This window comes from Achromobacter aloeverae, assembly GCF_004121055.1.
Taxonomy (GTDB): Bacteria; Pseudomonadota; Gammaproteobacteria; order Burkholderiales; family Burkholderiaceae_B; genus Bordetella_C; species Bordetella_C aloeverae.
Genome location: NZ_PYAL01000002.1, coordinates 696,632 through 713,188 on the forward strand (window position 1 = coordinate 696,632; position 16,557 = coordinate 713,188).

15 protein-coding genes are annotated in these 16,557 nt (G+C 67.6%); 7 read left to right on the plus strand and 8 right to left on the minus strand.

What is annotated here, in order from left to right; translation table 11 throughout:
* Positions 1 to 42 precede the first annotated feature (42 nt).
* Positions 43 to 933, minus strand: a complete 891-nt coding sequence (locus C7R54_RS10000; RefSeq protein ID WP_129150020.1) for a LysR substrate-binding domain-containing protein — start codon at positions 931 to 933, stop codon at positions 43 to 45.
* Between the two features lie 89 nt (positions 934 to 1,022).
* Between C7R54_RS10000 and C7R54_RS10005 the strand changes: the two genes are divergently transcribed.
* A complete protein-coding gene (locus C7R54_RS10005; RefSeq protein WP_129150468.1) occupies positions 1,023 to 1,787 on the plus strand; it encodes a sulfite exporter TauE/SafE family protein in 765 nt (254 codons plus the stop codon).
* A gap of 18 nt (positions 1,788 to 1,805) precedes the next feature.
* Here C7R54_RS10005 and C7R54_RS10010 read toward each other — a convergent pair whose 3' ends face one another.
* Positions 1,806 to 2,711 (minus strand): LysR family transcriptional regulator, encoded by a 906-nt coding sequence (locus C7R54_RS10010; RefSeq protein WP_192903628.1) that lies wholly within the window; start codon positions 2,709 to 2,711, stop codon positions 1,806 to 1,808.
* A gap of 261 nt (positions 2,712 to 2,972) precedes the next feature.
* Between C7R54_RS10010 and C7R54_RS10015 the strand changes: the two genes are divergently transcribed.
* The gene (locus C7R54_RS10015; protein WP_129150022.1) at positions 2,973 to 4,532 is read left to right on the plus strand and encodes an MmgE/PrpD family protein; all 1,560 of its coding nucleotides are present in this window, start codon (positions 2,973 to 2,975) and stop codon (positions 4,530 to 4,532) included.
* Between the two features lie 30 nt (positions 4,533 to 4,562).
* Positions 4,563 to 5,540: a Bug family tripartite tricarboxylate transporter substrate binding protein gene (locus tag C7R54_RS10020; protein WP_129150023.1), complete on the plus strand. Its 978-nt coding sequence runs from the start codon at positions 4,563 to 4,565 to the stop codon at positions 5,538 to 5,540.
* Between the two features lie 18 nt (positions 5,541 to 5,558).
* Here C7R54_RS10020 and C7R54_RS10025 read toward each other — a convergent pair whose 3' ends face one another.
* Positions 5,559 to 6,467 (minus strand): GntR family transcriptional regulator, encoded by a 909-nt coding sequence (locus tag C7R54_RS10025; RefSeq protein WP_129150024.1) that lies wholly within the window; start codon positions 6,465 to 6,467, stop codon positions 5,559 to 5,561.
* A 337-nt stretch (positions 6,468 to 6,804) separates the two neighbouring features.
* On the opposite strand from C7R54_RS10025, the gene C7R54_RS10030 reads away from it, so the two are divergent.
* Positions 6,805 to 8,301 carry an NAD(P)H-hydrate dehydratase gene (locus tag C7R54_RS10030; protein WP_204524305.1) on the plus strand — a complete coding sequence of 499 codons (1,497 nt, stop codon included), beginning with the start codon at positions 6,805 to 6,807 and terminating at the stop codon, positions 8,299 to 8,301.
* Here the strand turns inward: C7R54_RS10030 and C7R54_RS10035 are convergent.
* Complete coding sequence (locus tag C7R54_RS10035) at positions 8,294 to 9,193, minus strand: GNAT family N-acetyltransferase (RefSeq protein ID WP_129150025.1); 900 nt, start codon at positions 9,191 to 9,193, stop codon at positions 8,294 to 8,296. The genes C7R54_RS10030 and C7R54_RS10035 overlap by 8 nt on opposite strands.
* 206 nt (positions 9,194 to 9,399) lie before the next feature.
* On the opposite strand from C7R54_RS10035, the gene C7R54_RS10040 reads away from it, so the two are divergent.
* Positions 9,400 to 10,380, plus strand: coding sequence for a Bug family tripartite tricarboxylate transporter substrate binding protein (locus tag C7R54_RS10040; protein ID WP_158021184.1), 981 nt, complete (start codon positions 9,400 to 9,402; stop codon positions 10,378 to 10,380).
* A 67-nt stretch (positions 10,381 to 10,447) separates the two neighbouring features.
* Here the strand turns inward: C7R54_RS10040 and C7R54_RS10045 are convergent, their stop codons facing one another.
* The 4 genes from C7R54_RS10045 to C7R54_RS10060 form a co-directional block, all read right to left on the minus strand.
* On the minus strand, positions 10,448 to 11,140 hold the full coding sequence (locus C7R54_RS10045; protein WP_129150027.1) for an HAD-IA family hydrolase: 693 nt from the start codon (positions 11,138 to 11,140) through the stop codon (positions 10,448 to 10,450).
* A 28-nt stretch (positions 11,141 to 11,168) separates the two neighbouring features.
* Positions 11,169 to 12,242, minus strand: a complete 1,074-nt coding sequence (locus C7R54_RS10050; RefSeq protein WP_204524306.1) for an alpha/beta fold hydrolase — start codon at positions 12,240 to 12,242, stop codon at positions 11,169 to 11,171.
* A gap of 10 nt (positions 12,243 to 12,252) precedes the next feature.
* Positions 12,253 to 13,689, minus strand: coding sequence for a nicotinate phosphoribosyltransferase (locus C7R54_RS10055; protein WP_129150028.1), 1,437 nt, complete (start codon positions 13,687 to 13,689; stop codon positions 12,253 to 12,255).
* A gap of 75 nt (positions 13,690 to 13,764) precedes the next feature.
* Complete coding sequence (locus tag C7R54_RS10060) at positions 13,765 to 14,820, minus strand: bifunctional nicotinamide-nucleotide adenylyltransferase/Nudix hydroxylase (protein ID WP_192903629.1); 1,056 nt, start codon at positions 14,818 to 14,820, stop codon at positions 13,765 to 13,767.
* A gap of 215 nt (positions 14,821 to 15,035) precedes the next feature.
* Between C7R54_RS10060 and modA the strand changes: the two genes are divergently transcribed.
* Together modA and modB are read left to right on the plus strand one after the other, a co-directional pair.
* Positions 15,036 to 15,791 (plus strand): molybdate ABC transporter substrate-binding protein, encoded by a 756-nt coding sequence (modA, locus tag C7R54_RS10065; RefSeq protein WP_129150030.1) that lies wholly within the window; start codon positions 15,036 to 15,038, stop codon positions 15,789 to 15,791.
* 90 nt (positions 15,792 to 15,881) lie between these two features.
* Positions 15,882 to 16,556, plus strand: a complete 675-nt coding sequence (gene modB, locus C7R54_RS10070) for a molybdate ABC transporter permease subunit (protein ID WP_129150031.1) — start codon at positions 15,882 to 15,884, stop codon at positions 16,554 to 16,556.
* The last annotated feature ends 1 nt before the right edge of the window (position 16,557 follow it).

A 16,557-nucleotide genomic window follows, 5' to 3' on the forward strand; every position in this document is an offset into this window, starting at 1 on the left:
ACGGTCGGATACCGAGGTCAAATACGAGGTCAAATACCGCGGTCAGGCTCCCACGGGGCCGCGCAGGGCCTGCACCATCGCCTGCGCATAGTGCGGCAGCGCGTCCCAGCTGCGTACGCACAGCATCAAGCGACGATCGGCCCAGGCATCGTCCAGTTCCAGTATAAGGACCCGCGTGCCGCGCCGGCGCAGGGCGGCGGGGCGCGGCAGCACGGCCAGTCCCACGCCCTGGACGACCATGCGCGCCATGGCGTCGTAGTTGTTGACCCGGACCCGCACGCGCAGCCGGTGGCCGGCGCGCGCGGCCTGGTCGTCGAGATAGGCCGCCAGCGCGCTGGTCTGCGCCAGGCCCACGTAGTTGTGCGCCAGCGTGTCGGCGAAACAGACGCGGCCCGCCTTGGCCAGCGGATGGTCTGCCGGCGCCATCAGCACCAGGCGGTCGCGGCGAAAGGGAAAGGTCTCCAGGCCTTGCAGCGATACCGCGTCGGAGATGATGCCGACGTCGGCGCTGCCCGCGTGCAGTTCAGGCACGATGCGATGGCTGGCCCTTTCCTCCAGGTCGACGTCGATATTGGGATGCTCGCGCAGGAACGCGCCCAAGGGTTCGGGCAGGTATTCGCTGATCGCCGCGGTGTTGCATAGCAGGCGCACGCGTCCGCGCAGGCCGCCGGCGTAGTCGCTGAGATCGCCCTGCATGCGGTCGACCTGTTGCAGCAGGCTGCGCGCGTGGTAGGCCAGCGCATGGCCCGCCGGGGTGGGCGTGACGCCACGGCGGCCGCGAGCCAGCAGCGGCGTGCCCAGGGAGTCCTCCAGCGCGCGCAGGCGGGCGCTGGCCGACGCCAGGGCCAGGTGGGCGCGCACGGCGCCGGCGGTGATGCTGCCGGCGTCGACGGTGTGGAGGAAAAGGCGCAGGTCGGTCAGGTCGAAGTGCATGATCAGGCTGCCTTCGTCGGTGCCGAAGGCAGGCTAAGTGTAATCCGCATTTCCAGCGGGCGGCCGGCAGGGCATCATGGCGACCCATGATGAACACTATCCTCGATTTCTACCGCGAAGGCGGCGCCGCCCTCATCCTGCTGGTCACGGCCAGTTTCCTCGTGGCCGGCACCGTCAAAGGCGTGATCGGCCTGGGCCTGCCCACCGTTTCAATCGGCCTGCTCAGCGTCGCCATGCTGCCGGCGCAGGCGGCGGCCTTGCTGATCGTTCCCTCGATGGTCACCAACGTGTGGCAGTTGGCGATCGGCGGCCGCTTCCTTTACCTGTTGCGGCGGCTGTGGCCCATGCTGGCGGCGGTCTGCATCGGCACGTGGGGGGCGGCGGCCTGGCTGGCGGGGCGGTCGACCGGCTGGGCGGGCCATGCGCTTGGCGCCGCCCTGGTGATCTATGCCGCGATCGGCTTGTCCGCCGTGCGCCTGTCCGTGCCGCTGCGCATGGAGGGTTGGCTGGGACCGGTGGTCGGCGCCACCACCGGGGTGATCACCTCGGCGACCGGCGTTTTCGTGATTCCGGCCGTGCCGTACCTGCAGGCGCTGGGCCTGGATCGCAACGAGCTGGTGCAGGCGATGGGCCTGGCCTTTACCGCCTCGACCATCGCGCTGGCGGGCGACCTGGTGCACAGCGGCGACCTGGGCGGCCGCGAAGCCTGGGCGTCGCTGCTGGCGCTGGTGCCGGCGCTGGCGGGCATGTGGTTCGGCCAGTGGCTGCGGCATCGGGTGAGCGCGGCGACGTTTCGCCGGGTGTTCTTCCTGGGCATAGGCGCCCTGGGCGTGCATCTGCTGCTGGCGGGTTGAGGGCGATGGGGCCGGCGCTCAATTGCGCCGGTCCAGGTTCCACGGCGCCTGCCGCATCGAAGCCGCCAGGAAGTCGATGAAGGACCGTATCCTCACGCTCAGGTGCCGGCGCGACCGGTAGATCGCGTAGATGGGTTCGGGAAAGGCGTAGTCTTCCAGCAAGGGCACCAGCGTCCCGGCCTGGATATCGCTCGAGACCATGAACTCCGGCAGGCGCGCGATGCCGAGGTCGGCGCGCGCCATCTGGCAAAGCAGGTCGGCCAGGTCGGCCGACACCCGAAAGCGCGCCGGCACCTCGCGCACTTCCCCGTCCTGCAGGAAAGGCCAGTATTCGCGGCCGGGCAGGGAATAGCTCAATAACTCATGGCCATGCAGGTCCGCCGGTGTCCGCGGCCGGCCGTGGCGCGCCAGGTACGCCGGCGTGGCGCAAAGTATGCGGCGGCTGGTGGCGATCTTGCGGGCGACCAGGGACGAGTCGGCGGTCGCGCCGAACCAGACCGCGACATCCATATCGTCGGTCAGGGAGACGAAGCGCGGACCCACGCGCAACTGCAGTTCGACGTCCGGATAGCGATGGACGAATTCCGGCAGCAGGGGCACGAGCTGCGAGCGCGCGAAGGAGAGCGACGTGTGCACCCGCACCGTGCCGTGCGGCGCCCGCGCCAGGGTCTCGGCCAGGCCGTCGACGTCGGCGGCGGCGTCGATGACGCGGCGGATGTATTCCAGGTAGACCTCGCCTTCGCGCGTCAGCAGCGCGGCCTTCGACGTGCGGTCGAAGGCGCGGACATTGAAGCGTTTCTCCAGCCGCGCGATCAGCTTGCTGACCGTGGAAGGCGACAGCTCCAGCACCCTGGCCGCGGCGGAGAAGCTGCCGGTTTCGGCAACGGTCACGAACGCGTGGAAATCCTCGAGTCGATCGAACATGGACGGCGGTCTCCCCCTGGGGCCCCGCGCCGGGCGCGGCCTCGGGTTGTTATTTGCGGCGTGCTTGCTGCGATGCGTCATCGGGCGGACGCTGATTGCCGACGATCTTATCGCCAACGATTGTAGAGGCCCGCTACGGCGCGCTGGCGCTGCGTTGTGAATCCACTTCACACCGGGTGTGCCGGCCGTGGCCTGGGCGCGCCGGCGGTCGCTGGATAAGCTGCGTCAACTTCTTCCGACTTCCCAGCCATCAGCCAAAACATGACGCCGGACTCCCACGCCCCCGCCGCCGCGCATCCCGCGCCCATCGCCCACCACGTACGGGTCTACAAAAGCGCCGATACGCCGCCGCGGCAGGAACTGCTGGCCTGGAAGCTTGCCGAAGCGGCCCTGGACGATGCCCCGCTGGACGACGACGTCGCCACGATGATCGTCAACCGCGTCATCGACAACACCGGCGTAGCGGTGGCGGGCCTGTTGCGGCGTCCCGTCGCCAACGCCCGCGCGCAGGCCCGCGCCCATGGCCATGCGGGCGGCGCGACCGTGTATGGCCTGCCGTCCAGCGTGCGCGTGCATTGCGAGTGGGCCGCCTGGGCCAACGGCACGGCCGTCCGCGAACTGGATTTCCACGATACGTTCCTGTCGGCGGACATGAACCATCCGGGCGACATGATTCCGTCCATCGTGGCCGTGGGCCAGCAATGCGGCGCGTCGGGCGCCGACTTGATGCGCGGCATCGCGGCGGCCTATGAAATCTCCGGCAGTCTGACCAAGGGCATCGCGCTGCACACGCATCGCGTGGACCATCTGCTGCACATCGCGGCGGGCATGGTGGCCGGCATCGGCGCCATGTTGCGCCTGCCGACGCCTATCCTGTACCAGGCCATCAATCACGCGGTGCACGTGACGTTGACCACGCGGCAATCGCGCAAGGGCGAGATCTCGACCTGGAAGGCGAACGCGCCCGCGCATGCCGGCAAGCTCGCCGTCGAGGCCGTGGACCGCGCCATGCGGGGCGAGACCTCTCCCGCGCCCATCTACGAGGGCGACGACAGCATCCTGGCCTGGATCCTGGACGGGCCCGAAGCGGCCTACACCGTGCACCTGCCCGCGCGCGGCGCGTCCAAGCGGGCCATCATGGAGACCTACACCAAGGCCTATTCGGCGGAAATCCAGTCGCAGGCCTGGATAGACCTGGCTTTCCGCCTGCGGCCGCGGATCGCCGACCTGGCGGAGATCGCCAAGGTGGAGATCATCACCAGCCATCACACGCACCGCATCATCGGCAGCGGTTCCGGCGATCCCCAGAAATACAACCCCGGCGCCACCCGGGAGACGCTGGACCACAGCCTCATGTACATCTTCACGGTGGCGCTGCAAGACGGCCGCTGGCACCACATCGACAGCTATGCGCCCGAGCGGGCCCGGCGTGCGGACACGGTGGCGTTGTGGCGCAAGGTCGGCACGGTCGAGGACGCGGAGTGGGACCGGCGTTACCACCATCCGGATCCCAACCGCCGCGCCTTCGGCGGCCGCGTCGTCATCACCTTGCATGACGGGCGCGTCATCGAGGACGAGATCGAAGTGGCTGATGCGCATCCACGTGGCGCCCGTCCTTTCGTGCGCGAGAACTACATCGAAAAATTCCGCGCCTTGGCGGGACTGCACGCGACGGCAGCCGAGCAGGACCGCTTCCTGGATGCGGTCCTGGCGCTGCCCGGGCTGCCGCCCGGCGCCCTGGCGGCGCTCAACGTCGAAGTGCCGGGCGACCTGCTGGCCGACGCCGGCTTGATGCCGGGACTGTTCGAGCGGCAGGGTTAGGAGGCTACGTCCACCAGAGGAGGATCGACCATGATGAGACGCATCGCCGCGCTAGGCGCGGGCCTGTTCATTGCCCTGGCGGCACAGGCGCAACCGCAAGGAGGTTCCACGCCATGGCCCGCGCGGCCGGTGCGCATCATCGTGCCCTGGGCTCCGGGCGGGCAGACCGATGCCGAGGCACGACTGCTGGCGCAGAAACTCGGCGAGCATTTCAACCAGGCCTTCGTCGTCGAGAACCGCCCGGGCGGCGGCGGCATGATAGGCACGGACGCGGTGGCCAAGTCGCCGCCCGACGGCTACACCCTGGTCTTCACGTCCGCGTCCATTTCGGTGAACTCCACGTTGATGGCCAGGCAGTTCAAGCTGGACCCGGCGCGCGATCTCACGCCCATCGTCTGGGCAGCCTCCGAGCCGCTGGTGCTGACCGTGCCGGCCGCCTTGAAGGCGAAGACCGTCACGGAGCTGGTCGCGTTGTCCAAGTCCAGCAAGGCCGGCTTGAACGGCGCCTACAACGGCAGCGGCACGACCAGCCAGATCGCCCTGGAGATGCTCAAGCAGCAGACCGGCGCGAATATCACCGCGGTGCCCTACAAGGGCGGCGGCCCGAGCACGATGGCCCTGCTGGCGGGGGAGATCGATCTCTGCTTCGCCACCTTGTCGACCGTCAAGCCCTATATCGAGAACGGCAAGCTGAGGGGGCTGGCGGTAAGCACCAAGCGGCCGTCCAATATCTTCCCGGACCTGCCCACCATGGCGGCCACCTATCCGGACTTCGAATCCGACAATTGGTTCGGCTTGCTGGGGCCACGCGCGATGCCGGCCGACGTCGTGCGGGCGCTGAACGGGGCGGCGGTCCAGGCCTTGCGGACGGAAGAACTGCGCAAGATCATTACGCAGGGTGGCGGCGAGGTCATCGCCAGCAGTCCGGAGCAGTTCAGGCGCCACCTGGAGACAGAGGTCGAGCGCTACGCCAGGATCATCAAGGCGGGCAATATCCGCTCGGAATGAGGGCGGGGCGCGCTGGCCTCACGCCGCCCACTGTGTCGCTTTCAGATGCCGCCGCATCACCGCCACCGCCCATTCCTGGTCACCGGCTTCCATGGCGTCCAGGATATCGAGGTGCTCGCGCACATAGCGCTCCAGCGTAGAAACGGGGTAGCTGGCGGGGTGGGCGTCCAGCTGCCGCAACTGGTTCTGCTGCTGCACGGCTTGCAGTACGAAGCGGTTGCCCGAGCAGCGCGCCAGCATTTCGTGGAAGGCGCTGTTCAAGGCGAAGAACTCGTCGGTGACGATGGGACGCTGGACGTCCGCCAGCAGGGCCGTATGCCGTTCCCGCATGTCCTGGAACGCGCGCTGGTCGGCCATGAAGTCCGGTTCCTGCAAGCCCGCGCATTCGATCACGATGCGGAAGCGGTAGCTTTCCTTGCGCACGTCGTCGTCGGCCAGGGATGCGGGGAAACGCCATCCGTGTCCCTGGCGCTTTTCCAGCACGCCTTCGGACGCCATGCGCAGCAGCGTCTTCATGAGAATGCTGCGCGGCACGCCGTAGCGGTGCAGCAGCTCGCTGTCGGTGAAGCTGTCGTCGAGCAGGCGCTGGCTGCGGTCGGCCACCAGGCGCCGATAGAGGTCCTCGCTGGTCAGGGGGGCGCCTTCGGGCGCGCCGGCGGTATCGTCGACCTGCGCGCGGCGCGCGACGTAGTAGCCGCTATTGGGCTTGCAGCGCGCCAGGCCGCTTTCCGCCAGCAGGCGCAGGGCGCCGCGCACTGGCGTGCGCGAGACCTCGTATCGTTGGCTGAGGACTTTCTCGGACAGATGGCTGTCCAGTTCGAAGACGCCCGCGGCGATATCCTGGGCCAGGCGTTGGGCGAGCTCTCGTTGCAGGCGCGTGATGCGCACGGGCTGCGTGTCGGCAGCGCCGCTGGTCTTGATGGGCATGCGTGTTTCTATCTGGTTCATCGGGGCACGGGAGTCGCCGGCGTGGGTCACGCCGGGCGGACGGCCGGCCGCGCACGATCGGTGGGCGGGCCGGGGAAAAGCGTCGTGCTGCCTATTCCACCAGTGTAATCACCCCGTTGCGCCGCTGCATGCGTGCACTTGTGAATTTTGCCGGGATATTTGCGACGGTCTCGGCACGCAAGGTATCGTGTGGAGCGGCACGGCGGCGGCGCATGTCAATCAATGTCCGATTCTTGCGCGGCGCTAGTGTCGCCAGTGTCATCAAACGACATCGTCCGCGGTCGACGCCCGGATCTTACAAACAGAGGAACGCAGCATGCACGGCGATGCGGACATGCAAGCCTTGTTGACCCCGAATGAAATGGCTCGTGCCGACCAGGCCGCGATGGCGGCCGGCCACGGCGGCGCGGACCTGATGGAAGCCGCCGGCCTGGCCGTGGCGCTGACCGTGCTGGCGCGCTGGCGGCGGGGCCCGGTTGTGGTCCTATGCGGCCCGGGCAATAACGGCGGAGACGGTTTCGTGGCGGCCCGTCACCTGGCGGAGGCCGGCTGGCCCGTGACGCTGGCGCTGCTGGGAGACCTTGCCGCCCTGCGGGGCGACGCCGCCCATCATGCGGCGCGCTGGCGGGGCGGGGTTGCGCCGTTGACGCCGGCCGTGCTGCATGGGGCGGCGGGCGTGGTGGACGCCTTGTTCGGCGCCGGCCTTTCGCGGGACATCGAGGGGGTGGCGCGCGATACCCTGGAAGCGCTGGCCGCGAGCGGCTTGCCGGTTTGCGCGGTGGACGTGCCCAGCGGCGTCGATGGCGACAGCGGGCAGGTGCGGGGCGTCGCGGCGCCAGCCGATTTCACCGTGACGTTCTTCCGCAAGAAGCCGGGGCACCTGTTGCTGCCTGGCCGCGCGCTGTGCGGCGAACTGGTGCTGGCGGATATCGGCATTCCGGGCAGCGTGCTCGCGCAAGTGCCGCCGCGCGCGCACGAGAACGATCCGGCGCTGTGGCTGGCGCGCTTCCCCTGGCCGCGAGTGGAGGGGCACAAGTATGCCCGCGGCCATGTCCTGGTGGTGGGGGGCGCCGTCATGACCGGCGCCGCGCGCCTGTCGGCGATGGGGGCCGCGCGCGTTGGAGCGGGACTGGTCACGGTGGCGGCCCCGGCATCCGCGTGGCAGGTCTATGCGGCCGCGCTGACCAGCATCATGGTGCAGCCGCTGGCGCATGCGGGCGCCCTGGACGAGGTCTTGGCGGATACGCGCAAGAACGCCATCGCCATCGGTCCCGGCGCCGGCGTCACGGCGCTGACGCGGCGCCATGTGCTGTCGGCGCTGGCGACCGGGCGCGCGGTGGTGCTGGATGCGGACGCAATCACCGCGTTCGCGGGGCAGGGCGAATGCTTGTTCGAGGCGATCCGCGGGCCTTGCGTGATGACGCCCCACGAGGGCGAGTTCGGCCGGCTGTTTCCGGGAGGCGGGGGCAAGGCCGAGCGTGCCCGCGCCGCCGCGGCTCGCAGCGGCGCGGTGGTGCTGCTGAAGGGCGCGGACACCGTGATCGCCGCGCCCGACGGTCGCGTCGTGATCAACGCCAACGCGCCGCCGGAATTGGCCACGGGCGGCAGCGGCGACGTCTTGACCGGTTTGATCGCGGGCTTGCTGGCGCAGGGAATGGCGCCCTTCGATGCCGCCGCGTGCGCCGCCTGGCTGCATGGCGAGGCCGCGCGGGCGTTCGGGCCGGGGCTGATCGCGGAAGATATTCCGGCGCAATTGCCGGGCGTCTTGCGGATGCTGCGCGACAGCCCTTTGCCGCGGCGCGGAATCACATGAAACCTGGGTTGCGAGGCAGGTAGCGCTTCCAGTCTCCATAGGCGCGCGTCGCCATCAATACCATGGGCAGGGTGAATCGCATGCCCAGGTTGGCCGCGATCGACAGGGCTTCGCAGGTGCCGGGGATGAAGACGGAGATCTGCTCCGTTGCGCCGGCGGCGGCCATGGCCAGCGAGGTCTGGAAAGCCTCGGGTATCGCGTGCGCGTGCATGACCGCGACGGGGCCGATGTGGCCGGTCGCGGCCAGGTACGCATAGCCGATGCGCTCACTGCCATCATGGAGGAAAACGGCGTGCATCCCGGGGGCGTCGAGCAGGTAACGGTGGTGCTTGTCCCGCGCGATGCCCAGGGTCGCCAGGTCGATCCGCCTCAGCATGCCGAGGTCGGCGGCGGCTGTCGTGACGGGCGTCGCGCGTAGCCGGGGGCCATGCCCGCGCGAGGCCAGCGAGGCACGCTCGGCGCGACACAGATGGATGGGCACGCGCGGGAGCAGGCCATGGCGCACGTACAGCGCCTGTGACACGACGTTGAAGGCGAAGGTGATCAGGCATTTCTCGGTGGCGCCGGCCTGGCTGGCATGTTGCATGGCGCGCGCCAGCAATTCGTTGCCGATGCCGAGTCCCTGCCTGCCCGGCGCGACGAACAATTCCGCCAGGAACCAGAGGCGGCCGGAAACCCAGCTCAGCGCGAAGCCGACGATCTCGCCATCGTCCTCGACCAGCCACGCGCCGCGCGGATCGTCCCGCAGGCAGAAGGCCTGGAAATCCGCCGGCCGCGACGTGGCGATCGATCCGAAACCGTGGCGCGTGGTCAGGTCGTTGATGCTGCGGACGACCAGTTCCTGGGCGCGCTCCAGGTCATCGGCACTTGCGGGTCTGACAACGAGCGGCATGGGCAGCTCCCTGCGTGACAACGTTGGAGGTATAGCAGAAGGCCGGGGCGGGGCCAAGCGGCCGGGGCATCGCCCGCAGCGCTTGCCGATATTGCGAAAGCGGGACCAGGGGATGGGCGGAACCATCGTTGGCGCCTCCCGCACCAATGCTCACCATTTAGGAAACGTCCGGCGATCGCATATCAGCGATGGATCGGTGGAGATTGATGATGAGCTTTTGGAAAACGATTATGGGCACATTGATCGTTGTCAGTGGCGCCCTGAAGTTTGCCATGCCAGCCATGGCTCACGGAAAAGAGGTCAAGGTGTATCCAGACCGGCCGATCACGCTAGTTGTTGGTTTCCCGCCCGGTGGCATGGTCGACATACTAGGCAGGAATGTGGCACAGGCCATGGCCGAGGAATTGGGCCAGCCGGTCATAGTCGAAAATCGTCCGGGCGCCACGGGAACCGTTGGCGCGTTGGCGGTTGCGCGGGCGGCGCCAGATGGTTACACCGTCTACCTCAGTTCAAGCGCGGTCATGCTCTACTTGGCAGCCCAAAACGAACCAACGCTCGATTTTGCTGAAGCGCTGGCTCCCGTGGGCAAGATTGCGGTCGCTCCCGGCGTCCTGATCGTTGGAAACCACGTAAAAGCCAGCACTTTGGCCGAGCTCATTCTGTTGGCCAAGGACCGCCCTGAAGGGCTCAACATGGTGTCGCCCGGCGTGAATTCCCTGGGGCATGTCTTTGGCGAAGCATTCCAGGAAGCCGTGGGCGTTAAGTTGCATCACATCCCTCACCAGGGCGATGCACCCGCGTTAGCGGATATCCTGGGGGCGCGGGCCGATCTGATGATTACGGCGGTGCCCTCGGCATTGGCCCTTATCGGCAGCAATCGCGTAAAAGTAATAGCCGTACTTACGCCACACAGAGTGTCTCTGTTGCCAGGGATACCTTCGATCAAGGAACTTGGCTATCCGACCCTCGAAAGCAGCGACTGGTCAGCCATCTTCACGCCAGCTGGAACCCCGGACCATGTGATTTCTCGTCTGAATCGTTCCATCAACAAGGTCCTGGCTGATGCCAAGGTGCGCAAACAGCTCACCCGCCTGGGTTATGTGGTTCAGCCGCAAAACAACACGCCGGAAAATCTGGAAAAGCTGGTCACTCAGGAGTGCCGGCGGTGGAAACGGACATTGCACTGATGTGAGGCGCATGCTCCGGGGCAGCGGTCCGATGCCATTTTCTTAATCGTTACCGCATGGTTCCTGGCTATTTCCGCTGGAGGAGCGATACGCAGGCCCCCGGGACACCCTCATAGCTGTGCAACAGGATATCCGGCGCCAGATCCGCCGCGGGGACTTCGGTGTAGCCGAAGCTGAACAGTATCAGCGGCGTTCCGGCGCCCCTGGCCGCGCCGGCGTCGATGTCGGCGTCGCCGATCATGACCGTGCGGGCCAGGTCGCCGCCCACTGCTTCCACCGCTTCGATCAGATGCGCCGCATTGGGCTTGGGCGCCGTCACCGCATCCTGCCCCACCACGCCGTCGAAGAATCCGGCCATGTTCAGCTTCGTCAGCAGGCTGCGCGACAGGGCGGTCGTCTTGTTGGTGCACACCACCAGTTTGGCGCCCGCGCTTTTCAGGGTCCGTAACGTATCGACGGTCCCCGGAAAGGGACGGGTCTGGTCCGCGATATGGTCGCCGTAATAGCTGATGAAGCGGCCGAAGAGGGCGGCCGTGCGGGCGGCAGGGTCTGGCTCGCCGGCGATATCGAGGCTGCGTTGCAGCAGCCATCGGGCGCCACGGCTGATATAGGGGCGTCCCTCCTCGTAGGTCAGCGGCTCATGGCCTTCCGCGATAAGCGTGGCGTTCACGGCGCCGATCAGGTCGGGGGCGGATTCGACCAGGGTTCCATCGAGGTCGAAAGCAATGGTGGCGCCGTCGAGGGCGGTAAGGTCGGTCATGGTGCGGGCTCCTGTCTGGAATAAGGATTCAATTCGGACTACCCCGCCGTGCATGCACCGTCACGCCGGCGGGCGCTTGCTCCGCCCCGCTGGGCAGCGCGGCGATGGGGGACCGCAGCCACGCCAGCACATCCCGCCACACGGTTTCCGCGTGCAGGTCGCGCAGCAGCATGTGATAGCCCTCCGGGTAAAGCGCCACGCGCAGGCGCGTGCTGTCCTCCCGCTCGCGCAACCGGCGCAAGGTCGAGGCCACCAGGTGCTTGGGCAGCACCTGCTCGTTCTGGCCGTACATGACCAGGGTCGGCAGTTCGGGCGGAAGGTGGACGAGCGCGTCCTCGCCCGCGCCCATCAGGTCGACCAGGCCCTTCAGTGCATCGATGCGCGTGCGCTTGATGACCAGGGGATCGCCGCCCAGCTGGATCAACATGGGGATATTGTCCGAGGGCAGGATCTTCAGGCCGCGCGGCGGCTCGACCTTCATGCCGGGGAAGGCCTGGTAGCCCAGCCACAGCGTCAGGGTGTAGAAGACGTTCATCGACTGCCGGCCCCAGACGGCGGGCGCCGTCAGGATGGCCCCGGCGATCTCGCGCGCCAGCGGCGGCTCCCGGCCCGCCGGGCCGCTGCCCAGCGCGGCGGCCACCACCGCGCCGCCCATGCTTTCCCCCAGCACGTAGACAGGCACGCCGGGATGGCGCGCATGCGCCGCCGCCACGGCCGCATTGAGGTCGGCCACCATGGTGTCGGTATCCGACCAGATGCCCGGCCGCGCCGAGGCGCCGAAGCCGCGCTGGTCATAGGCATACGTCGCGATGCCGTAGTACGCCCAGTACTGCGCCGGCAGGTCGAACGCATTGGAGTAGTCGTTCATCCCGTGCAGCGCCACGATGACGGCCCAGGGCGGCTGCCGGTAGGGCAGCCAGGCCCGCAAGGGCAGGCGGGCATCGTCCGGCGTGACCAGCGCGTTGCCGTCGATGGCGGGCGCCCGCACGGCCGGCCCCATGGGCTGGAAGCTCGTCGCGCACCCGCCGAGCAGTCCCAGCGCCAAAACACACAGCAGCAAGGCGAACGCGCGGCGCAGGCCCATGGGGACGGCCGGGGTCATGATGCCGCGTTCACAGGCGCGTGGCGCCAGCGCGCGCGCGGATGTCGGCGAAGCGCCAGTCGTGCAGCAGCCGGCCATTTTCCCAGACGGTGACCATGGCGTCCTCGTAGCCCGGCGGGAGGCCCACGGCCTGCGCCGTGACCGCCCCGTCGGCGACGCCCGGCGGCACCGTGACGGTGCGGAAGCTGTGCCGGTCCGGATGGAACATGAGGGCCATGCGGCCGCGCTTGCTCTGCTTGCCCTTGTCCGTGACGGGATCCTTGTAGACATCCACCCAGTGTCCATCGATGCGCGCCGCCGAGCATTTCAAGGCGAATTTCTGCGTATCGCGATTGAGCTGCTGCAACAAGGCGCCGCCCATGCCGAAGGCGATATTGTCGGTGGCGTAGCCGGCGCTGGTGATGCGCTCCAGGATGGCGCGGATGCTGGTGGGATTGATGCCATCGCCCTGGATGACGCGCACATGGTTCAGTACCTTGTATCCCTTGCCGTTGACCGTGTGGCCGAAGGCCTCGTCCAGCAGCTCCATGCACTGATGCACCACCGCGACCGGGTCGCCCGAGTCCGGCCGGATCACCACCGTGGCGCCCGATGCGATGACCTCTTCCCTGAGCGTCTTGCCCCAGTGTTCGCGGATGGCGTGGAAGATGTCGTAGCTGTCCGAGACCACGGCAAGGATGGCGCCGGGCCTGGCGAACTGCTTGAGCATGTTGCGATAGGCGTCGGCCTCGTGTTCGCGCCCCCAGCTGGTGATGGTGCTGTGCTCTGCCGCGGGTATGGAGTAGGCCGCCATCGGTTCCTGGTAATAGGCCTGCGCCAGGCGCACGCCCGAGATGGTGTCGGTGCCCATGAAGTTGACCAGGTGGGCCGCGCCGCCCAACGCCGCCGACTCCGCGCTGGACACGCCGCGCGCGCCGAAGTCGTGCAACTTGAAGGGCAACTGGCCGGCCGGGTCGTCGCTGGTGCGTTCGAGGAACTGGCGTAAGGTCTGCTTGGCGTGCCAGCTGATGGTCGCGACGGTGATCGGGTACCAGATGCGCAGCAGCATGGTCTCCAGGTACGAAGGCACCCAGAAGGCGGCGGGATCGGTCGATTCGATGGTCATCAGCGCATTGTGCGTGGGCACCACCATGCCTTCGGGCACCGCTCGGATGCGGATTGGCAGGAAGCCGCCATGGCGGTCCACCACATCGCGCCAGCCGGCCTCGTTGAAAGGCTCGCCGTGGGCCTGGAAGAAATCGCGCGCCTCGTCCACGTCGGCGTGCGTGACGGGCTTGGCCAGGTATTCCTTGAGCAGGGCCTGGAGGCCGAAGAACACCGTGCGGTCATAAATGCCGCCGCGCGACTCCACATAGAAGAACGTGGCGTCGGTGCCGGGCGGGTATTGGAGCCAGTGGCTGGCCTTGTAGCTGTCGGTGTTGAGCAGCAGGTTGTCGAGGCATTTCATGACGGAAGCTCCTTCTCGTCGTTGCAGGGCCGGCGGTCTATCCGCCGGCGGCCGGGTGCGGGTCCAGGCTGCGGCCTAGCCGCGCCCCAGGAAGAACTCGATGATGTGCAAGTGATCTTCATACAGCCGGGGACCCATGTCCAATGCTTCGCTGACCAGGATCCAGCGCGCCTTGTCGGCATCGTCGCCGCCGCGCACGTCGGGCAGTTCGCCCGCCGGGAAATCGAAGTGGAAGGCGTGCGTGATCGTGCGGCCGCGCTGGCTGCGGTCGGGGTGGTCGAAGACATTGCGGCCCTTGAGCGACCCCTTGAGCACCGGCGTAGGCAGTTTGAGCCGGGTTTCCTCGCGCAGTTCCCGGATGGCGGCGTCGAGTATGGTCTCCTCCTGCCCGACGAAGCCGCCCGGCAAGGCCCACAGGCCCTTGCCGGGCGCGGCGCGCCGGCGCACCAGCAGCAGATGTCCGGAATGCACCACCACGGCGTCGGTGGTCACGAAAGTGGGCGGGTACGGGGCCTGTTTCCAGGCTTCCTTGTATTGCTGGATGAACTGGTATTCGACCGCCAGTTCCTTGTAGGCCGGCGCATTCCGGCGGAAGGCCTCCAGCATGTCGAAGACCGGCTCCGGCACATTGCCCCGCAACAGCAGCAGCGCGCCATGGCGGTCGTTGTCGCCCGCTTCGAAGAGATAACGGCGCAGCTCGGTGGCGGACAGCGCTTCCGTGTGGCGCACGTCGACCAGCGGCCACTGCGGGAACTCCTTCAGGTAGTAGCTGGAGGCGTCCTTGTCCATGCCGATGAGGCCGATGCGCGCGCCGGCGGGATCACCGCCGTCCTTGCGTATGGCCTCGGCCACGGTGCGCTGGACGCCCGCGATCCACAGGCTTTCGTTGTACAGGTGGTCGCGCAGCGGGCAGATGATCAGCCGCCGCGCCTGTTCGTCGCCCAGCGCGGCCTGGATCATGACGGTGCGTTCGGCGACCGTCCAGGGATTGCGCGTGGTGCGGGGGGTATCGGCGGAGCCGACCAGGAAGATGACCTTGCCGGCGCGGGTCAGGGCATGACGGGCAACCGCGGCGTGGCCATTGTGAAAAGGTTCGAAGCGGCCGATGAAGACCAGGTAGTCGAGTTCCATGAGCATCCCTCATAGAGATTGAATAGTGCGTCGGGTCTGTCCCTCCGCTGTTAGGAATCCTACGCCCGCGCGTGCGAGAACGCAACGCGTGGGACGTTGAAGCTGCTCGCGTGTAATATAGCGGTCGTAATATCCTGTCGTATATATCGAGCTGCGACCGAGTCGTGCTTGCGACGGCCGGCGAGCCTTCACCTATTCCCAGCTAGGATTCCTACATGAACATCCGATTCTTCTCGGCCGCGCTGGCCGTCGTCGCCACCGCCATCGGCGCCACCGCCCATGCCGGCGAGGTCCAGGTCGCCGTGGCGGCGAACTTCACCGCGCCCGTCAAGGCCATCGCGGCGGAGTTCGAGAAGGAGACGGGCAACAAGGTGGTCGCCGCTTTCGGCGCCACCGGCCAGTTCTACGCCCAGATCCAGAACGGCGCGCCGTTCGAGGTCTTCCTGGCGGCGGACGACAGCACGCCGGCCAAGCTGGAGTCGGAAAAACGCATCGTTCCCGGTTCGCGTTTCACCTACGCCACCGGCGCGCTGGCCTTGTGGTCGGCCAAGGAAGGCTATGTCGACGACCAGGGCGAGGTTTTGAAGAAGAACCAGTTCAAGCACCTGTCCATCGCCAATCCCAAGGCGGCGCCCTATGGCCTGGCCGCCGTGCAGACGCTGGAAAAGCTGGGCCTGGCGCAAGCCGTCAAGGACAAGATCGTCGAGGGCCAGAACATCACGCAGGCCCAGCAGTTCATCGCCACCGGCAATGCCGAACTGGGTTTCGTCGCGCTGTCGCAGATCTATAAGGACGGCAAGGTCACCGGCGGTTCGGCCTGGGTGGTGCCGGCCAGCATGCACGAGCCCATCCGCCAGGACGCCGTCATCCTGGACAAGGGCGGCGCCAATCCCGTCGCAAAGGCTTTCGCCGATTACTTGAAGGGGCCGAAGGCGGCGGCCATCATCAAGTCCTACGGCTATCAGCTGTAATCCGGGCATCGGAACCGTGAGGTTTTCACAAACCATCATCCGGCCCGGCCGCCCGGCGACAGTCCGGGCGATCGCGGAGGCGCGACGGCCATGGCACTGACAGCCAGCGATTTCGGCGCGATCTGGCTGACCTTGCAGCTGGCCACGTTCACCACCGTCCTGCTGCTGGTGGTCGGCACGCCCATCGCCTGGTGGCTGGCGCGCACGCATTCGCGCCTCAAGGGACCGGTGGGCGCCGTAGTGGCGCTGCCGCTGGTCCTGCCGCCGACCGTGATCGGCTTCTATCTGCTGCTGTTGATGGGCCCCAATGGCGCGATCGGCAGGATGACCCAGTCGCTCGGGCTGGGGACCTTGCCTTTCACCTTCGCCGGCTTGGTGGTGGGATCGGTGTTCTACTCCATGCCCTTCGTGGTCCAGCCCTTGCAGAATGCCTTCGAGGCCATCGGCAATCGTCCGCTGGAGGCGGCGGCGACCTTGCGCGCGGGGCCGTGGGACCGCTTCTTCACCGTGGCCCTGCCGTTGGCGCGGCCCGGTTTCGTGACGGCGGCGGTGCTGGGGTTCGCGCATACCGTGGGCGAGTTCGGGGTGGTGCTGATGATAGGCGGCAATATCCCTGACAGGACGCGAGTGGTGTCGGTGCAGATCTTCGATCACGTCGAGGCCCTGGAGTATGCGCAAGCACATTGGCTGGCCGGCGGTATGGTCGTATTCTCCTTCCTCATCCTGATGCTGCTTTATTCCACTCGCCGACGGGTGCTGGCGTGAG

Excerpts from the sequence above, each read along its gene's own strand:
- C7R54_RS10000 (WP_129150020.1), bottom strand. The coding sequence starts at position 933 with ATGCACTTCGACCTGACCGACCTGCGCCTTTTCCTCCACACCGTCGAC.
- C7R54_RS10005 (WP_129150468.1), top strand. The coding sequence starts at position 1,023 with ATGAACACTATCCTCGATTTCTACCGCGAAGGCGGCGCCGCCCTCATC.
- C7R54_RS10010 (WP_192903628.1), bottom strand. The coding sequence starts at position 2,711 with ATGTTCGATCGACTCGAGGATTTCCACGCGTTCGTGACCGTTGCCGAA.
- C7R54_RS10015 (WP_129150022.1), top strand. The coding sequence starts at position 2,973 with ATGACGCCGGACTCCCACGCCCCCGCCGCCGCGCATCCCGCGCCCATC.
- C7R54_RS10020 (WP_129150023.1), top strand. The coding sequence starts at position 4,563 with ATGATGAGACGCATCGCCGCGCTAGGCGCGGGCCTGTTCATTGCCCTG.
- C7R54_RS10025 (WP_129150024.1), bottom strand. The coding sequence starts at position 6,467 with ATGCCCATCAAGACCAGCGGCGCTGCCGACACGCAGCCCGTGCGCATC.
- C7R54_RS10030 (WP_204524305.1), top strand. The coding sequence starts at position 6,805 with ATGCACGGCGATGCGGACATGCAAGCCTTGTTGACCCCGAATGAAATG.
- C7R54_RS10035 (WP_129150025.1), bottom strand. The coding sequence starts at position 9,193 with ATGCCGCTCGTTGTCAGACCCGCAAGTGCCGATGACCTGGAGCGCGCC.
- C7R54_RS10040 (WP_158021184.1), top strand. The coding sequence starts at position 9,400 with ATGATGAGCTTTTGGAAAACGATTATGGGCACATTGATCGTTGTCAGT.
- C7R54_RS10045 (WP_129150027.1), bottom strand. The coding sequence starts at position 11,140 with ATGACCGACCTTACCGCCCTCGACGGCGCCACCATTGCTTTCGACCTC.
- C7R54_RS10050 (WP_204524306.1), bottom strand. The coding sequence starts at position 12,242 with ATGACCCCGGCCGTCCCCATGGGCCTGCGCCGCGCGTTCGCCTTGCTG.
- C7R54_RS10055 (WP_129150028.1), bottom strand. The coding sequence starts at position 13,689 with ATGAAATGCCTCGACAACCTGCTGCTCAACACCGACAGCTACAAGGCC.
- C7R54_RS10060 (WP_192903629.1), bottom strand. The coding sequence starts at position 14,820 with ATGGAACTCGACTACCTGGTCTTCATCGGCCGCTTCGAACCTTTTCAC.
- modA (WP_129150030.1), top strand. The coding sequence starts at position 15,036 with ATGAACATCCGATTCTTCTCGGCCGCGCTGGCCGTCGTCGCCACCGCC.
- modB (WP_129150031.1), top strand. The coding sequence starts at position 15,882 with ATGGCACTGACAGCCAGCGATTTCGGCGCGATCTGGCTGACCTTGCAG.